12 protein-coding genes and 1 pseudogene are annotated in these 16,247 nt (G+C 73.6%); 8 read left to right on the plus strand and 5 right to left on the minus strand.

Annotated elements, in window-relative coordinates; genetic code table 11:
• The first annotated feature begins 229 nt into the window (after positions 1-229).
• The 5 genes from IF19_RS0121365 to IF19_RS0121385 are packed head-to-tail and all read left to right on the plus strand — an operon-like array spanning position 230 to position 7,709.
• Positions 230-3,025 carry a prenyltransferase/squalene oxidase repeat-containing protein gene (locus IF19_RS0121365; protein WP_030116864.1) on the plus strand — a complete coding sequence of 932 codons (2,796 nt, stop codon included), beginning with the start codon at positions 230-232 and terminating at the stop codon, positions 3,023-3,025.
• On the plus strand, positions 3,022-3,957 hold the full coding sequence (locus IF19_RS0121370; RefSeq protein ID WP_030276728.1) for a hypothetical protein: 936 nt from the start codon (positions 3,022-3,024) through the stop codon (positions 3,955-3,957). The genes IF19_RS0121365 and IF19_RS0121370 overlap by 4 nt, the downstream gene beginning before the upstream one ends.
• Positions 3,947-5,140, plus strand: coding sequence for an energy-coupling factor transporter transmembrane component T (locus tag IF19_RS0121375; protein ID WP_418952720.1), 1,194 nt, complete (start codon positions 3,947-3,949; stop codon positions 5,138-5,140). The genes IF19_RS0121370 and IF19_RS0121375 overlap by 11 nt, the downstream gene beginning before the upstream one ends.
• Positions 5,137-6,834, plus strand: a complete 1,698-nt coding sequence (locus IF19_RS0121380; RefSeq protein ID WP_030116861.1) for an ABC transporter ATP-binding protein — start codon at positions 5,137-5,139, stop codon at positions 6,832-6,834. Before IF19_RS0121375 ends, IF19_RS0121380 begins: the two co-directional genes overlap by 4 nt.
• A complete protein-coding gene (locus tag IF19_RS0121385; protein WP_050493852.1) occupies positions 6,831-7,709 on the plus strand; it encodes an ECF transporter S component family protein in 879 nt (292 codons plus the stop codon). Before IF19_RS0121380 ends, IF19_RS0121385 begins: the two co-directional genes overlap by 4 nt.
• Before the next feature lie 131 nt (positions 7,710-7,840).
• Here the strand turns inward: IF19_RS0121385 and IF19_RS0121390 are convergent, their stop codons facing one another.
• Positions 7,841-8,284, minus strand: a complete 444-nt coding sequence (locus tag IF19_RS0121390; protein WP_030116859.1) for a hypothetical protein — start codon at positions 8,282-8,284, stop codon at positions 7,841-7,843.
• A 304-nt stretch (positions 8,285-8,588) separates the two neighbouring features.
• On the opposite strand from IF19_RS0121390, the gene IF19_RS0121395 reads away from it, so the two are divergent.
• A complete protein-coding gene (locus IF19_RS0121395) occupies positions 8,589-9,545 on the plus strand; it encodes a DUF3048 domain-containing protein (protein ID WP_030116858.1) in 957 nt (318 codons plus the stop codon).
• An 81-nt stretch (positions 9,546-9,626) separates the two neighbouring features.
• On the opposite strand, the gene eno is transcribed toward IF19_RS0121395, so the two are convergent.
• Positions 9,627-10,928: a phosphopyruvate hydratase gene (gene eno / locus IF19_RS0121400; protein ID WP_030276732.1), complete on the minus strand. Its 1,302-nt coding sequence runs from the start codon at positions 10,926-10,928 to the stop codon at positions 9,627-9,629.
• A gap of 202 nt (positions 10,929-11,130) precedes the next feature.
• Here eno and IF19_RS0121405 point away from each other — a divergent pair.
• Positions 11,131-11,550 (plus strand): annotated as a pseudogene (locus IF19_RS0121405) (MarR family winged helix-turn-helix transcriptional regulator); the annotation flags it as partial.
• 390 nt (positions 11,551-11,940) lie between these two features.
• Here IF19_RS0121405 and IF19_RS0121410 read toward each other — a convergent pair.
• Together IF19_RS0121410 and IF19_RS1000000136350 are read right to left on the minus strand one after the other, a co-directional pair.
• Positions 11,941-12,279: a hypothetical protein gene (locus IF19_RS0121410; protein ID WP_128647680.1), complete on the minus strand. Its 339-nt coding sequence runs from the start codon at positions 12,277-12,279 to the stop codon at positions 11,941-11,943.
• Positions 12,280-12,333: 54 nt separating this feature from the next.
• A complete protein-coding gene (locus tag IF19_RS1000000136350) occupies positions 12,334-12,747 on the minus strand; it encodes a hypothetical protein (RefSeq protein WP_032747791.1) in 414 nt (137 codons plus the stop codon).
• 584 nt (positions 12,748-13,331) lie between these two features.
• On the opposite strand from IF19_RS1000000136350, the gene IF19_RS0121420 reads away from it, so the two are divergent.
• The gene (locus tag IF19_RS0121420; RefSeq protein ID WP_030116852.1) at positions 13,332-14,435 is read left to right on the plus strand and encodes an alpha/beta hydrolase-fold protein; all 1,104 of its coding nucleotides are present in this window, start codon (positions 13,332-13,334) and stop codon (positions 14,433-14,435) included.
• Positions 14,436-14,546: 111 nt separating this feature from the next.
• Here IF19_RS0121420 and IF19_RS0121425 read toward each other — a convergent pair whose 3' ends face one another.
• Positions 14,547-16,247, minus strand: a complete 1,701-nt coding sequence (locus tag IF19_RS0121425) for an ABC transporter ATP-binding protein (protein WP_030116851.1) — start codon at positions 16,245-16,247, stop codon at positions 14,547-14,549.

Below are 16,247 nucleotides of genomic sequence, written 5' to 3' on the forward strand. Positions count from 1 at the left end.
CACTCATCCCCAGGGGAAGCCGGTCGAAGTCCGGCGCTGACCCGCAACCGTGGGCCCGCATCACGCGGGCGAGCCGGAATGCCTGGGGCCAGGATTTTCAGCGAGAAACGCCGTCGCGGACTACGGCGTGGTTCGAACAGCTCCCCGTGGGCGGTCCCTTGCGCGGCCGTGCCCCGCGCCGGGGGCCTTCTGCCACGCGGGGCCCGCCCGGAGGACACGAGGGGCCGTGGTGGGGACCGCACAGCAACAGGACCGGCACGTCGGGAAGAAGAGACTTCTGTCGCTGATCTCGGCGGCCGCCGTGACGTTCGCCGCGAGCGTGGCGTTCGTCACCGGCACGGGCCCGGCGGCGGCCGATCCGGTCGACCGGTGCACGTCCACCAGGGGCGCGATCGTCGCGGTGGACTTCGGGCCGTTCGGCGGCGGGGTGGTACGCGGCTGCGACACGACGCCGACCACCGGCTACGACCTGCTCCACGAGGGCGGCTTCACCACCGAGGGCACCCAGCACGACGGCGACGGCTTCATCTGCCGGATCGGTACGAGCGCCTTCAACTCCGGTAAGCGGTACCCGACCCCGGCGACCGAGGACTGCGTCCTCACCCCGCAGGCCAGCTCCTACTGGTCGTACTGGATCGCCTCGCCCGACGAGGAGACCTGGTCCTACAGCCCGTTGGGCGCGATGAGCCGCAAGCCCAAGGCGGGGGACGTGGACGCCTGGGTGTTCGGCGCGACCGACATCGGCGGCTCCACCGGCCGCCCCTCCTTCACCCCCGACGAGGTCCGCGCGAGCGGTGGGGCGACGCCCACGCCGACCGACGGGTCGACCGGCCCCGGAGTGCCCGCCGGGAAGATCGACGTGCCCGCCGCCGGCCGCTGGGTGAGCGACCAACTGCGCGACGGCACGGCCGTGGTGGACGAGGGGGCCGAGTCGCCCAACGACCTCCTCACCACCGAGGCCCTGTACGCGCTCGCGGCGGCGAACGGCAAGGGCGCGGCCCTGGACAAGGTGGCCGCCCATCTCACCACCCGCGTCGTCCCGTACGCCTACCCGAACGGGACCGACGCGGCCCCGGACGCCACGGCGGCGGCCCGGCTCGCACTGGCCGCGGTGATCACCGGACGCGACCCGCACGACGTCGGCGGGCGGGATCTGCTCGGCGACCTGGTGAAGCACGTGTGCCCGGCGGGCCCCGACGCGGGGAGCCCCACTCCCGGCTGCACGGGCAAGGGCGACTTCCACGGCGCGACCAACACGGACGGGCAGGCGCTCTCCGTGCTGGCGCTGCTGCGCGGCGCGGTGGAGCCGCCGGCCGCGACCGTGACCCGCCTGGCCCAACAGGCGTGCCCCAACGGGTCGGTGAGCAGCACCTTCATCCGCCCCGGGGAGAACTGCACGGGCGACCCGATGAGCACCGCCCTGGTCGCGCCGGTGCTCAAGGCGGTGGGCGGGCACGACGCCGCCGTCACGAAGGCGCGTACGTACCTCAGGAAGGCGCAGTCGGAGACCGGCGCGTTCCTGGCGTACGAAGGCGCACCCGCCGCCTCGGTCACCACCACCGCCTACGCGGCGCAGGCGTTGCGCGCGCTCGGTGAGACCAAGGCGGCGGACGCGGCGGTCGCCTGGCTCTCGCGGGAGCAACTGGACGGCGGCGGCTTCGGGTTCGACGCGGGGGACACCGAGCCCGCGCTGTACGCGACGGTCCCCGCCGTGCTCGCGGGAGCGGGCGTCGACCTGGTCTCGCTGGTCGCGAAGGACCCCGAGCCCAGCCGCCCGCCGACCACTCCCGCTCCCCCGGCGACCGGCTCCGCCACCCCTCGGCCGACGCCCCGCCCGCCGGGTGCGGGTCCGGACCTGAAGAAGGGCGTCGCCTTCCTGACGCGCCCCTCGAACCTTCTGCAGGGCCGCTACTACGACGACGGCACCAGGAAGGGGCGGGCGGAGTTCGGCATGACGATCGACGGGGCGTACGCCCTGGCAGCGACCGGACACGACGACAACGCGCTGCGCACGATCGTGGACTTCCTCGCGGACGGCGGCAAGGACGGCACGGGCCGGACGGTGCACGACTGGTCCGGCATCGGGACGAAGTACGCCCAGGGCGGCAGGATCGGCAAGGCGGCCCTGCTCGCCCAGGCCGTCGAGCGCGACCCGCGCGACTTCGGCGGCCGTGATCTGATCGCCGCGGTCACCGACGCCGTGTGCGAGAAGCCGAGCACCGCCCCCGACAAGAGCTGCCCGGCCGAGGGCGCCTACACCTACTCCCCGTCCGTCTTCGCCCAGTCCCTGGGGATCCTCGCGCAGGTACGCGCCGGCGAGGAGAAGGCCGCCGAGGCTCCGATCGCGTATCTGGCGAGCCTCCAGCACGACTCGGGCGCCTGGCCCAGCCTGATCCCCTCCACCGGCGACTCGGACGTGGACTCGACCGCCATGGCCGCGATGACCCTGGACCTCGTCCCGGGCGACGCGCACGCGCCCGCCGTGGACAAGGCGCTGGCCTGGATCGCCGGCCGGCAGCTTGCGGACGGCGGCTTCCCCGGGGCTTCCGGAAACTCGGTCAACTCCGCGGGTCTCGCCGTGCAGGGGCTGTCCCTGGACGCGGAGAAGTACGACGCGCAGATCACGAAGGCGCTGAAGTTCCTCACCTCGCAGCAGAACAAGGACGGCGGGTTCAACGTCGCGAAGAACGGCCAGCGGGGGTCCGACATCCGTGCCTCGGCGCAGGCGGTCGGCGGGGCCACCGGCATCTCCTTCGGCGTCCTGTCCCGCAGTCTGGAGGGCACCACCCCCAACCCGGTGCCGTCCTCCTCGGCCCCGGTGATCGTCACCCCCGGTGAGAACGGCGGGAGCGGCATCGTGAACGCCGACGGACCCGGCGGCGGGGGTGGGGACGGGGGCAGCCTCGCCTCGACCGGCGTGCAGGCCCTCGCCCTCGCCGCCGCGGCAGCGGTGCTGGTCCTGGCGGGCCGGCTGGCGGTCGTGGCCGCCCGCGACCGGCGTACGGCGGCGGGTGGTCAGCGGTGAGCACGCTCCCTGCCCGCGCCCTCGCACGGGCGCTGGCCGTCCTCGGGCTGACCGGTGCGGCGCTGCTGGCCCCGGCGGCGCAGGCGTCGGCGGCCCCGCAGCCGATCGGCCGCTGCACCACCTCGTCCGGCGTGGTGCTGGCCGTCGACTTCAGCCACTGGGGCGGCCCCGTCTACCGCTCCTGCGGGACGACGCCGACGACCGGCTACGAGCTGCTCAACCAGGGCGGCTGGCGGACCACCGGCACCGGGCACGACGGTCCCGCGTTCATCTGCCGGATCGGCTACAGCGGGCACCAGGGCGGCAAGCAGTATCCGACGCCGAAGCAGGAGGACTGCGTCCTCACCCCGCCCGCCTCTGCCTACTGGTCGTACTGGCACGCCGATCCCGGCGAGAACACCTGGGAGTACAGCCAGCTCGGCGCGATGAGCTACCGGCCGCGGCCGGGCAGCGTGGACCTGTGGATCTTCGGCGGCACCGACATCGGCGGCACGAAGGGCCGCCCCACGGTCACCCCGGACCAGCTCCGTGCGCACAACGCCCGCCCCACGGGCGTCGATCCGGCGCCGAAACCGAAGCCGAAGCCCGATCCCGCCCGCACGGAGTGGCGGCCGGGCGCGGGCGGCGGTGGCGAGACCCCGCCTCCGGCCGCCCCCTCCGAGAAGCCCTCGGCGTCCGCGTCGCCCTCCGCCTCCGCGAGCGCGTCGCCGTCCGCCTCCCCCACCCCCTCGCCCAGCCCGTCCGGTTCGGCGAGCGGGACGGCGGTGGCCGCGCCCGGGAAACGAGTGACGGTGGTGGACGACGCTCCCCCGGCGGCCGACGCGGAGCACGACTCCGGGTCCGTCCTGCCGGTGGCGGCGACGGCCGGGCTCGTGGTGGTCATCGGCGGCGCGGCCGTGTTCGCCGCGAAGCGCCGCCGCCGTGAGCAGTAGCCCCCGCGTGGCCCGTACGCGGCCGTCGGCCACAGGGCCGGCGGCCGCCCCGGCGCCGGACACGGGCGGCCGTCGGCTGCCGCGCACCCTGCACCCGGTGGCCTGGTGGATCTGGGCGCTGGCGCTGGCCACGGCGGTCAGCCGGACCAACAACCCGCTGCTGCTCTTCCTGGTCCTCGCGGTGCTGGGCTACGTCGTCACGGTGCGCCGCACCGAAGCCCCGTGGGCGCGCGGCTTCGTGTACTACCTCTACCTGGCGCTGACGGTGGTGACGATCCGGGTGGCCTTCCGCGCGGTCTTCGCCACCGGGATGCGGCCGAGCGACCACTATCTGTTCTCCCTGCCGCACATCCCGACGCCCGACTGGTACGCGGGCATCCAGCTCGGCGGCCCGGTCTCGCTGGAGGCGCTGCTGTCGGCCGCCACGGACGGGCTGCGGCTCGCCTGCATGCTCTGCTGCATCGGCGCGGCGAACACCCTCGCCAACCCGAAGCGGGCGCTGCGGGTGCTGCCGGGCGCGCTGTACGAACTGGGCGTCGCCGTCACCGTGTCGATCAGCGTCGCCCCCCAACTGGTGCAGAGCGTGCAGCGGGTGGCCCGCGCCCGGCGGCTGCGGGCCGGAAGCCGCAAGGGGCTCCGGGCGCTGCGGGGGATCGTGGTCCCGGTGCTGGAGGACGCGTTGGAGCGGTCGCTGCGGCTCGCGGCGGCGATGGACTCGCGGGGCTACGGCCGGGCCGGTTCGGCGACACCGCGTTCGCGCCGGCTGACCGGAGCGCTGATGCTGCTGGGCATGTGCGGGCTGTGCGCGGGGGCGTACGGCCTGCTCGACCCCTCCGCCCCCACCCTGCTGGGGCTGCCCGCGCTGGCGGCGGGTTCGCTGCTCTGCCTGGGCGGGCTGCGCCTCGGCGGGCGGCGGGTGACGCGGACGACGTACCGGCCCGACCCCTGGCGGTTCGCCGATTGGGCGGTCGCCTCCTGCGGGGTGCTCTCCGCCGTTCTGCTGTTCGTCAACGTGGGTTACGACCCGGCCGAGCTCAACCCGTTCATCGAGCGGCTGAGCTGGCCGACGCTGCCGATCGTCCCGGCCGCCGCGATCCTGCTCGCGGGCGCGGCCGGATTCCTGGCCCCGCCGCCGGGCCCGACCACCCCGCACGCCGTGCGACGCACCGAGGAAGCCGCATGATCACCTTCGACCAGGTGTCCGTCGTGTACGACGGCGCCGACCGGCCGGTCCTGCGGGACGTGAACCTGAGCGTCGACGAGGGCGAACTGTGCCTCGTGGTGGGCCATACGGGGGTCGGCAAGTCGACGTTGCTGGGCGCGGTCAACGGCCTCGTCCCGCACTTCACCGGCGGCACCCTGTACGGCTCGGTCACGGTGGACGGCCGGGACACCGCCGACCACCCGCCGCGTGAACTCGCCGATGTGGTGGGCGTGGTGGGCCAGGATCCGCTGGACGGCTTCGTGACGGACACGGTCGAGGAGGAACTGGCCTACTCGATGGAGCAGTTGGCGATCACGCCGGCCGTGATGCGCAAGCGGGTCGAGGAGACGCTCGACCTGCTGGGGCTGGCGGACCTGCGCCACCGGGCGCTGCACGAACTGTCCGGCGGGCAGCAGCAGCGCGTGGCGATCGGCTCCGTGCTCACCGCCCATCCGCGGGTCCTGGTGCTGGACGAGCCGACGTCCGCGCTCGATCCGACGGCGGCCGAGGAGGTGCTGGCCGCGGTGACGCGGCTGGTCCACGACCTGGGGGTGACGGTGCTGCTGGCGGAGCACCGGCTGGAGCGGGTGGTGCAGTACGCCGACCGGGTCATCCATCTGCCGGGGGACGGCCTGGTGGTCGCGGGTGAGCCGTCGGAGGTCTTCGAGGCGTCGTCGATCGCCCCGCCCATCGTCGAGCTGGGCCGGGCGGCGGGCTGGTCGCCGCTGCCCCTGTCGGTGCGCGACGCCCGCCGGGCCGCCCGCCCGCTGCGGACCGCGCTGGCCGGCGTCACGCCCGCGCCGGTGCGGCCGGCGCCGGCCGCGCCGGGCGCGGACCTGCTCACGGCCCGGGGGGTCACGGTGGCGTACCGGGGCGTTCCGGCGGTGCGCGAGGTGGACCTCGGACTGCGGGCCGGCGAGGTCACGGCGCTGATGGGCCGCAACGGCTCGGGCAAGTCCTCGCTGCTGTGGACGCTGCAGGGGTCGGGCCCCCGGACGTCCGGGACGGTACGGGTGGCCCCGGGCGGGCCCGGCGCCGCCGGCCCCTCGAAGGACGGCGACCCGAAGAAGCTGCCCGCCGCCGAGGCCCGGCGCCTGGTGGGGCTGGTGCCGCAGACCCCGACCGATCTGCTCTACCTGGAGAGCGTCGAGCAGGAGCTCGACCAGGCCGACGCCGAGTCCTGGGGCGGCTCCAGCAGCGGAGCGGAGGGGGCCGACGGGGCGGGCGCGCCGTCCGCCCGCGCCCTGCTCGACCGGCTGGCGCCGGGTATCGACGGCGCCACGCACCCGCGCGACCTCTCCGAGGGCCAGAAGCTCGCGCTGGTCCTCGCGATCCAGCTGACGGCCGCCCCCCGGGTCCTGCTGCTGGACGAGCCGACGCGCGGACTCGACTACCGGGCCAAGACCCAGCTGATCGCCATCGTCGACGAACTGGCGGGCGAGGGGCGGTCGGTGGTGGTGTCCACCCATGACGTCGAGTTCGCCGCACGGGCCGCCGACCGGGTGGTGGTGCTGGCCGAGGGCGACATCGTCGCGGACGGCCCCACCGCCGAAGTGATCGTCGCCTCCCCCGTCTTCGCCCCACAGGTGGCGAAGATCCTCTCTCCGCTGCCGTACTTGACGGTCAGTCAGGTGACCTCCGCACTTCCGGGCAACGGGGAGGAGGACGCGTGAAGGCCCTCCCCGACCTCACCGAGCGCTCCGCCGGGGCCGTCCGCATCGCCCCCCGCGCGGGGGTGGTGATCACGATGGCGGCGTTCCTCGGACTGGTCGCGTTCTTCTGGCCGTTCGTCGTCGCCCCGGGCAAGCTCGGCGCGAACTACGCGCCACCGCTGATCTTCGGTGTGCTGCTGGTCCTCGTCCTGTGCGTCGTCATCTCCGAGATCGCGGAGGGCGGGATCAACTCCAAGGCGCTGGCGATGCTCGGGGTGCTCTCCGCCGTGAACGCGGCGCTGCGTCCGCTCGGGGCGGGGACGGCGGGCATCGAGACGGTCTTCTTCGTCCTCGTCCTGGCGGGCCGGGTCTACGGTCCCGGCTTCGGCTTCACCCTGGGCTGCACCTCGCTCTTCGCCTCCGCGCTGATCACCGGCGGAGTCGGGCCGTGGATGCCGTACCAGATGTTCGGTTGCGCCTTCGTCGGCATGCTCGCCGGACTGCTGCCCCGGGCGACCGGCCGCCGCGAGGTGCTGATGCTCGCCGTGTACGGCTCGCTCTCGGGCTACCTCTTCGGGTTCCTGCTGAACCTGTCCTTCTGGCCGTTCTCGCTGGATCCGGGCAGCTCCATCGCCTACCTCCCGGGGCTGCCGTTCACCGAACAGTGGCAGCGCTACCTGGCGTTCGACGTCGCCACCTCGTTGGGCTGGGACACCGGACGGGCCGTCACCAACTTCGTCTGCATCACGCTCGCGGGCCCCGCCGTGCTGACCACGTTCCGCCGCGCCGCCCGCAAGGCACGCTTCCGGGCCCCGGTCCGCTTCGCCGCCCGGAGCGGACCGGCGGCCGCCGACCGGGCGCCGGGTCCGGCCAGGGGTGATTCCCGTGCGCTGTGACCGCCCCGTGTTCCCTTCCGGCCCTGAAGAGGTCACGGCGCGGCTCGAAACGTCGACGGGGCGGTGGCTCGTACCGGAGGAGTCGTTCCGCGCGGCGGTGCGTCGTGGTGGTCCGCCGGGGCCCGGACCGGTCAGGCGTCGCCCGGTCCGCGCCGGGGCGTGGACCGCACGCCGTCGTCGACCCACTGGGCCATGATCACCGGGGCGTTGTAGTGGCCGCCGCTGATCGTGTTGTGGTTGATCGCCACGGCGGGGCCGGAGTACTGCTGGGGAGCCAGCTCCTCAAGGACCGCCCGCAGCTCTTCCGCGGCCGCCGGATCGGCGCGCAGCGTGCGGCGGAGCCGGTTGCGCCACGCGGCCTCGATGTCCGCGGCCGCCTGCTGGTCGCCCTCGGCACGGGCGGCCGTCAGCTCGGCGCGGGACTCCTCCAGCTCGGCGTCGATCACCTCGTCGCCCTCGCCCCGGCCGAGCACCCTGGCCAGGCGCCCCCGCACCTGCGACCACGCCTCGGTGGCCATCAGCCCCACGAAGGTCGTCGCCCCCGACGCCGCCAGTGCCGTCAACTCGGCTTCCACCGGACCCCCTCCGCCTCGCCTGTCGCGCTGTACGGGTCGCATCACCCGACGCTGGTGCAACCGTAGAGAGGGAAGAGCCCCGGTGGAAGCGGAATCGGGGCGCGGCGGGGAGCAGTTCCGGCCAAGTCGGCCGAACCGCAGGGGTGGGAGTGTCCATCGCCCGCGCCGCCCGTCCGTCCGCGCCCGGTACGGCTCGGCGCGCGCCGGTGCGCTGGTGCGCGTGATCGTGGATGATGGTCGGGGGCCGCGGCCCGGCGGCGATGCGCTGCCACCACCGGCCGATGTTCCCGGAAGGGCGTTCGCCATGTCCGCAGTCGGAATGAAGAGGTCGGCCGGGGCCCTGTGCGCCGCCCTGCTGCTGGCCGTCACCGCGGGGTGCACGGACGGGGGCGGCTCTCCCCGCGACAGCTCGCCCTCCGACCGGTCCGGCCGGGTGCTGGCCGTGAAGATCGACAACGTCGCGCCCGCCCGGCCCCACACCGGTCTGGAAAAGGCCGACGTCGTCTACGTCGAGCAGGTGGAGGCCGGGCTGAGCCGGATCCTCGCCGTCTACTCCTCCGCCCTGCCGCCGGCCGTCGGACCGGTGCGCAGCGCGCGGGAGACCGATCTGGAGCTGCTGCGGCAGTTCGACCGGCCGACGCTGGCCTTCTCGGGCGCCCAGGGCAGGCTGCTGCCGGTCATCGACCGTGCGCCGTTGGACGCCGTGCCCCCCTCGAAGGCGCCGGGGGCGTACGTCCGCGGTCCGGACCGCCCCGCTCCGCACAACCTCTACCTGCGACCGGAGAAGATCCCGTTCGAGGCCACGGGGGTGGACGCCGTGGAGGCCCTGGGACTGGAGAGGGGCGCGGCGCCCTCCGGCGGGGAGCGCGAGGACAGCCGTACGGTGCGCTATCCGTCGGCGTCCGTGACGTTCACCTGGTCCTCCGGGCGCGACCGCTGGCTGGTCTCGCTGGACGGGTCCCCGGCCCGGACGAGCGAGGGCGGGCGGCTCGGGGCCGGCACGGTCGTCGTCCAGGACGTGACGGTGCGGCCCTCCGACTTCCGCGACCGCTCGGGGAACATCAGCCCGTTCACGGAGACCGTGGGGTCGGGGGACGCGGTCGTCCTGCGGGACGGCCGGGCCTACGACGTGCGCTGGTCGCGGCCCTCGGCGGACGCGGACACGGCGTACACCGCCCCCGACGGGCGGCGCGTCGATCTCGCGGACGGGCCGCTGTGGATCCTGTACGCGCCGCGCGAAGGCTCCGCGACGGCCCGCTGAGGCGGGCGCAACCCCCCGCCGGGGGCACCCCCGTTCCCCGTCCCCGGGGCGGGCGCGCCCGGCGGCGCGCCCGCCCGGCGGTCAGGAGCGGGACAGCAGTGCTCCGCCGGCGTACCGCGCCGATTCGCCCAACTCCTCCTCGATGCGGATGAGCTGGTTGTACTTGGCGGTGCGGTCGGAACGGGAGAGCGAACCGGTCTTGATCTGACCGCAGCCCGTCGCGACCGCCAGGTCCGCGATCGTGGTGTCCTCCGTCTCGCCGGAGCGGTGGGACATCACCGCGCTCCAGCCCGCACGCCGGGCGGTGGCGACCGTGGCGAGGGCTTCGGTCAGAGTCCCGATCTGGTTGACCTTCACGAGGACCGAGTTGCCGACACCGGTGCGGATGCCCTCGCGCACCTGCGCCTCGTCCGTGCAGAACACGTCGTCGCCGGTGAGCTGGCAGCGGTGGCCGACGCGCGAGGTCAGCTCGCGCCAGCCGTCCAGGTCGTCCTCCGCCATCGGGTCCTCGACGGAGACGACCGGGTACGCGTCGATCAGCTCGACGAGGTAGTCGACCTGCTCGGAGGGGGTGCGGCGGACGCCCTCGCCGGTGTACACGTACGCGCCGTCGCGGAAGAACTCCGACGAGGCCGGGTCCATGACGATGCCGATGTCCTCGCCGGGCCGGTAGCCGGTGCGCTCGACGGCGCTCAGGACGAAGTCGAGCGCCTCCTCGGCGGTACGGAGCGCGGGCGCGAAGCCGCCTTCGTCGCCGACGCCGGTGGCGTGCCCGGCGGCCAGCAGGTCGCGGCGCAGGGTGTGGAAGATCTCGGAGCCCATGCGGACGGCTTCCGCGAAGGTCTCCGCGCCCACCGGCGCGATCATGAACTCCTGGAAGTCCAGCGGATTGTCCGCGTGGGCGCCCCCGTTGAGGATGTTCATCATCGGCAGCGGGAGCAGGCGGGCGTCGGCGCCGCCGAGGTGGCGGTAGAGCGGCTGCCGGTGGGAGGCCGCGGCGGCCTTCGCGGCGGCGAGCGAGACGCCGAGGAGCGCGTTGGCGCCGAGCCGGGACTTGCCGGGCGTCCCGTCGAGCGCGACGAGCGCCGCGTCCAGCCCCGCCTGGTCGTCGGCGTCGCGGCCCACGACGGCGTCCGCGATCTCCCCGGCGACGTGGGAGACCGCGCGGTCCACGCCCTTGCCGTGCCACCGACCGGCGTCCCCGTCGCGCAGTTCCACCGCCTCCCGTGCGCCGGTGGAGGCGCCGGAGGGGACTGCGGCGCGGCCGAGGGAACCGTCGGCCAGCCGGACATCGGCCTCGACGGTGGGGTTGCCCCGGCTGTCGATGACGCGGCGGGCGGTCACGGACCGGATGGTGGTGGACTCAACTGCTGCGGGAGCCATGGAAGGTCCTTTTCGTCGTCCCATGCCGCGGCACTCTTGCGACAGCGCCGGCGCGAACCGCGACAGGGAAAACTCTACAGCATTGCTGTTCAGATTGACTGTGCAGTTTAGCTGCGCAGCCCTGCTGTGCAGTCCGGCAGGGCGGTCCCGTAGCCGCGGCCACCTGCGCGGACGCGTCGGCACGCACGGGTTAAAGTGCCCTATGCCGACCCCGGAACCCGCCACCGTCGCCGCCGACCTGCGTATCGCCATGGGCAAACTCGCGCGGCGCGTGAAGCAGGAGGACCGGATCCCGCACGGACAGGTCGCCGTGCTGGGCGTCCTCGACCGGGACGGGGCCATGACCACCAGCGACCTCGCGGCGGACCAGCGCGTACGCCCCCAGTCGATGGCCCGCGCGGTGGGGCTCCTGATGGACCAGGGCCTCGTCGTCCGCCGGGCCCACCCGACGGACGGCCGCAAGTCCCTCGTGGGCCTCTCCGAGGCGGGGCGGGCCGCACTGGAAGCGGAGCGCGACCGCCGGGCCGACTGGCTCGCACGGGCCATCGACCTCGAACTCAGCCCGGAAGAGCAGGAGTTGCTCGCCCGCACCGCCACCTTGATGGAACGCCTCGCCGCGCACCAAGGGCTGCCCCGCGCCGGAAATAGCGCCTCCATGGACGCGAAACGCTTTGCGTTGAGGCCCGTTGACGGCTCCTGAGTGATCCGGCGGGAGAGGCGCGGACCTGGACGCCGGACGCGCGGGAGACCGTGCGATCGTCGGCGGGAGGAACCCCGTGGGTACTCAGCCAGCCCGTCGGCGAAGTCCGCCGCATTTCTCGAGCCGGACACGCCTGCACCACCCGTCTTGGCGTCGACCGCACCCCAGGCGACCTTCCCCGACATCCGGGGTGCAGGAGATACGCCACCGGTTCCATCCGGTTCGGGCCCGCAAACCGTGCCCCCGCAGCCGTGCCGTAGCACCTGCGGCGCACGAGGTCGTGGGGCGCGGAGGGAAATCAACCAGCTGAAGTCAACTGACGACACGGATCAGGAAAGGGTCCATATCGTCGTCGAGGTCAACGGCTTGGAATCCGGCGGACCCAAGAACGGAGATAAGGGTTGCGCGCATGTGGTCATTCACGAAGCCATGGTTCTGGAGAGTGCACCCATGGTCCCCTTCTTGGTGGACGCTCTCCATCACGGCACTGGCGAAGTCATGTGCGACGCTCCACCAGACGAAAACCCCGCCCTCCAGGCCTTCACTCGGGTCGACCGAAAGCAGGACGCCCCGCAGGTCTCCCTGGTTCCGGCCCTCCTGATGCACCGTAAATCCGGCCGCCTCCAAGGCGTCGCAGACTTTGCGGGCCAACTGCTCCCGGGTACGCAACTCAGTCTCAGCTCAGGCGGAACCCGGAAGAGATGATCAGGGATCACATCCCCTGACGTGGACCGCTTTCCCGTAGGAGTGCGCGTCCGCTCTTTCCACGTCGAACCCTGCTGACGCGAGGATCTTCAGAATCGTTTCACGCATACAGGTCTGAACATTCTCGTAGTGGCGGACCTCCTGGGGGAGGTCCGAGGGATCCACGCCGCTCGCGAGAATCTCAACGATTTCGGATGTGAATTCCTCGCGAGTATTCCATTCCACGAGAACACCACCATCAGCCAGATGATCGACTCTGACGTTCACTCCGGACTCACCCTCCGAGGAATCTTCCCGACACACGGGAAGTCCTGTCTGCTTCAGTGCGTCACGGGCTTTTCCAGCCAGTTCCGTGCGTCGACGCATGACATCAGGTGCGGCTTTCGGTGGCAGATCGAAATCGTGCTGGCTCATGTGCCCTTCCTTACGTGCTGCTGGTCTGTCGATGACCGCATCAGGCGACCCACGCCCGCCTTCGATGAAACCCGCAGGTCCCTGGCTGGTGGGGGTCAGTGATCGTCCGGGAGAGCGTTGGGACCGCACCATGGCCGAAGTCGAGTGGGCGCTGCTGCGGCTCAGTAGCACCGCCGGCCGGCCAGGAAACGGCCGTACCCTACAGTGTCTCGCCCCCACCTCCACGACCGACCGGAGGCATGTCCGACAGCTCCGGGCCCCGCCATCGGAGCGCCGCGGCTCAGGTGTCGGCGGCGCCGAACGCGCGGGCGGAGTCGTCGCGCCTCACCGCCCGCTTCGGGCTGTCCAGCACGGTCCCGACCTGGACGCGCGGGATGTCGAAGCCGATCGGCTCTCGCGCGTCGTCGACTGCGTACGGGAGGCCGGGGAGCGGCCCCGGGCGACCGGCCGGGTCGCCGAGGTCTTCATCGGTCGGCCGGGCCCACGCTCCGCGCGCCCGTTCCCGGCCGGTAGCCGCCGCCCACGGGTTAGGCTCCCCTTACACGGAGGGATGCCGGCTTTCCTCCCCTCATGAGGAGTCGCCCATGCGTCCGGTGACCGAGCGGGCCGGCGGAGAGAGTCCCTTCACCGCGTTCGGACTGGCGGAGCGGCCCGGCTCCGACGCGTTCTGGGCGGCCGTGCGGGCCCCCGCGACGGTGGCGGCGGACGGTGGCTGGCGGGCCCTCTTCCTGTGGCGCGGCTCCGAAGGCGTGCTCGACTTCGAGAGCTGGTCGCCGCCCGTGCCGCTGCGGCGCTGGGCGGACACGGACTGCTGGTACGCCGAGGTGCGCATGCCCGCGCGGCTGCGGGTGACGTACCGCTTCCTCGTGGAGGGCGCGGCCCACGCCGATCCGTTCAACCCGGTCGGGGCCGGCGCCGACCGGTCCATCGCCGCGACGCCGGACGCCCCGGCTCAGCCGCACTGGCCCGCCCTCGGGCCGGACGACGTGCCGCCCCTCCCCCGGACCCGGATCCGCTGGAGCAGCGACCGGCTGGGCGGGAGGCGTACCGTACGCGTCCATCCGGCGGGCGGCGGCGGTCCGTTGGTGCTGCTGCTGGACGGGGACGACTGGCTGTATCTGCATCCGGCCGTGACCGCCTTCGACGCGGCCGTGGCCGCCGGGGAACTGCCGCCGGTGACCCTGGTGTTCCTGCCCGCCAAGGACCGGGAGGCCGAGTTCGGCTGCCGTCCGGAGCTGTGGGAGGCCGTCCGGGACGAGCTGCTGCCCCTGGTGGCCGACGCGGGGGTGGCGGCGGACCCGGAGAGGCTGGTGGTCGCCGGGCAGAGTCTGGGCGGGCTGAGCGCGCTGTACGCGGCGCTGGAGTTCCCGGGCCTGGTGTCCGGGATCGCCTGCCAGTCGGGGTCGTTCTGGTGGTCGCCCGGCGCGGGAGGGCTGCCCGATCCGCTGGCCGGGCCGGTCGGGGGCGTCCTCGCGGAGCGGCTGCGCGCGGGAGCCGGGCTGTCGGGGCTGCGGTGTGCGTTCGACGTGGGTGAGCACGAGGCGGCGATGTTGCCGCACTGCGAGGTGGTCGAGGCGCTGACGGAGCGGGCCGGCGCCACCGTGCGGGTCTCGCGTTCGGCGTCGGGCCACGACCGGGCGGGCTGGCGGCACGCCCTGCTCAGGGATGTCGCCTGGGCGCTCGGCTGAGGAGAGCCCGGCCCGGCGGCGGGACGGAGCGCGGGGGCGTGCGCGCCCCGGCCGGCTCCGGCGGTGCGCCGGGGCGCCCGGGTGGACGCGCCCGGACGCCGTCCGGCCCGGTCATCTCGCCACGGCCCGGCAGTACGCCTCGTCGGCGGCGAGGAGGTTGCGGTGGGTGTCGTCGGCGGTGATGACGCCTCCGTCGAGGACGAGCACCCGGTCGGCGGCGTCCAGGAGCGCCGGGCTGCTGGTGATCACGAGCGTGGTCCTGCCCCGGCGCAGTTTCGCCACGTTGCGGGCGATGAGCTGCTCCGTGACGGCGTCGACGGCCGTCGTCGGATCGTGCAGGACCAGCATCTCCGTGTCGGCGGCCAGTGCGCGGGCCAGGGAGAGCCGTTGCCGCTGCCCTCCGGAGAGGTTCGCTCCCCGGTCGCGGACCGGGTGGTCGAGCCCGTCGCGGTGCAGGGCGACCACGTCGGTGAGCAGGGACGCCTCCACGGCCTCCGCGATCTCCCGCCCGCTGCCCGACGGGTCGATGTTCGTCCGGAGGGTCCCGGCGAAGATCTCCCCGTCGTACGGGTTCACCAGCAGGTGTTCACGGACCGCCTCGATCGACAGGTCACCGATCTCCCGGCCGCCGACCCGGACCGCTCCCCCGTACGCCTGGGGGGCGACGTTCACCGCGAGGACGGCGGCGAGGTCGGCCGCCGCGCGCGGCTGGTAAGCGGTGATCGCCACGAACTCGCCCGCCGCGACGGTGAACTCGACCCCCTGGAGCGTGCCGTGGCGGACCCCGTCGACCTCCAGGGCCCCGCCGGGCTCCGGGCGCTCGGGGCCCGGTGTCGTCAGCGGGGGCGCGTTCAGGACGAGGGCCATGCGCTCGGCCGAGGCGCGGGCGATCATCACGTACTTGGGCATCTCGGAGAACAGCTTGAGCGGTTCCATGATGAACTGCGCGAGCCCCACGGCCATGACGAGTTCGCCGATGGTGATCCGCCCCTCGAACGCCAGCCAGCCGGCGGTCAGCGACACGGCCGTGGCGAGGGCGGCGTTGAGGGCCAGCGCGGTGCCCGCGTAGACGCCGTTGACCCGGGCGACGGTGATCGCCTGGCGTTTCGCGTCCGTGCTGACCCTGCGGTACGAGCCGAACGCGGCGTGGTTGCCGCCGAACCCGTGGAGCGGGCGGAGGCCGATGATGAGGTCGGCGACCTTGGCCCCGGCGCGCGCCACCCTGGCCTGCTGTTCCCGCGTACTGGCCCCGATCCGCCGGGACATCACGGCGAGGACCGACAGGATCGCGACGGTCCCCACGATCACCAGCAGGCCGAGCCTGAGGTCGGCGAGGCCCAGGGCGACCGCCGCGACCACGACGGCGACCAGGGAGCTGACCAGCAGCGGCACCACCTCGATGATGTCGGCGGTCTGGTCGGCGTCCTCGGTGGCGACGGTGAGGATCTCGCCGGACTTGAGGTCCACGTCGCGGGCCACCGGCTGGAGTCCGCAGGCGGCCACCCGCACCCGCCAGCGGTGTGCCTCGGTCGTGTTGGCCTTCTGCAGCACGCGCATGCCGAACCGCCACGACAGGGAGACCGTCGTGATGATCACGGCGAGCGAGCCGATCGAGACGCCGAGGGAGCCGAGGCCGCGGTCCTGCATCGTGTGCTCGACGATGAGTCCGAGCGCGATGGGGAACGCGGTCTCGGCCGCCTGGTACAGCCCCATGAGGACGGTGCCCGCGATCATGGCGCCGGTGTTGCGGCGCAGGGCCGTCCGCAGGATGGCGGCGCCGGGGCGGGGTCGCCGGGTGTCGGGCTTCTTCAT

This window comes from Streptomyces californicus (assembly GCF_000717645.1).
Taxonomy (GTDB): Bacteria; Actinomycetota; Actinomycetes; order Streptomycetales; family Streptomycetaceae; genus Streptomyces; species Streptomyces californicus.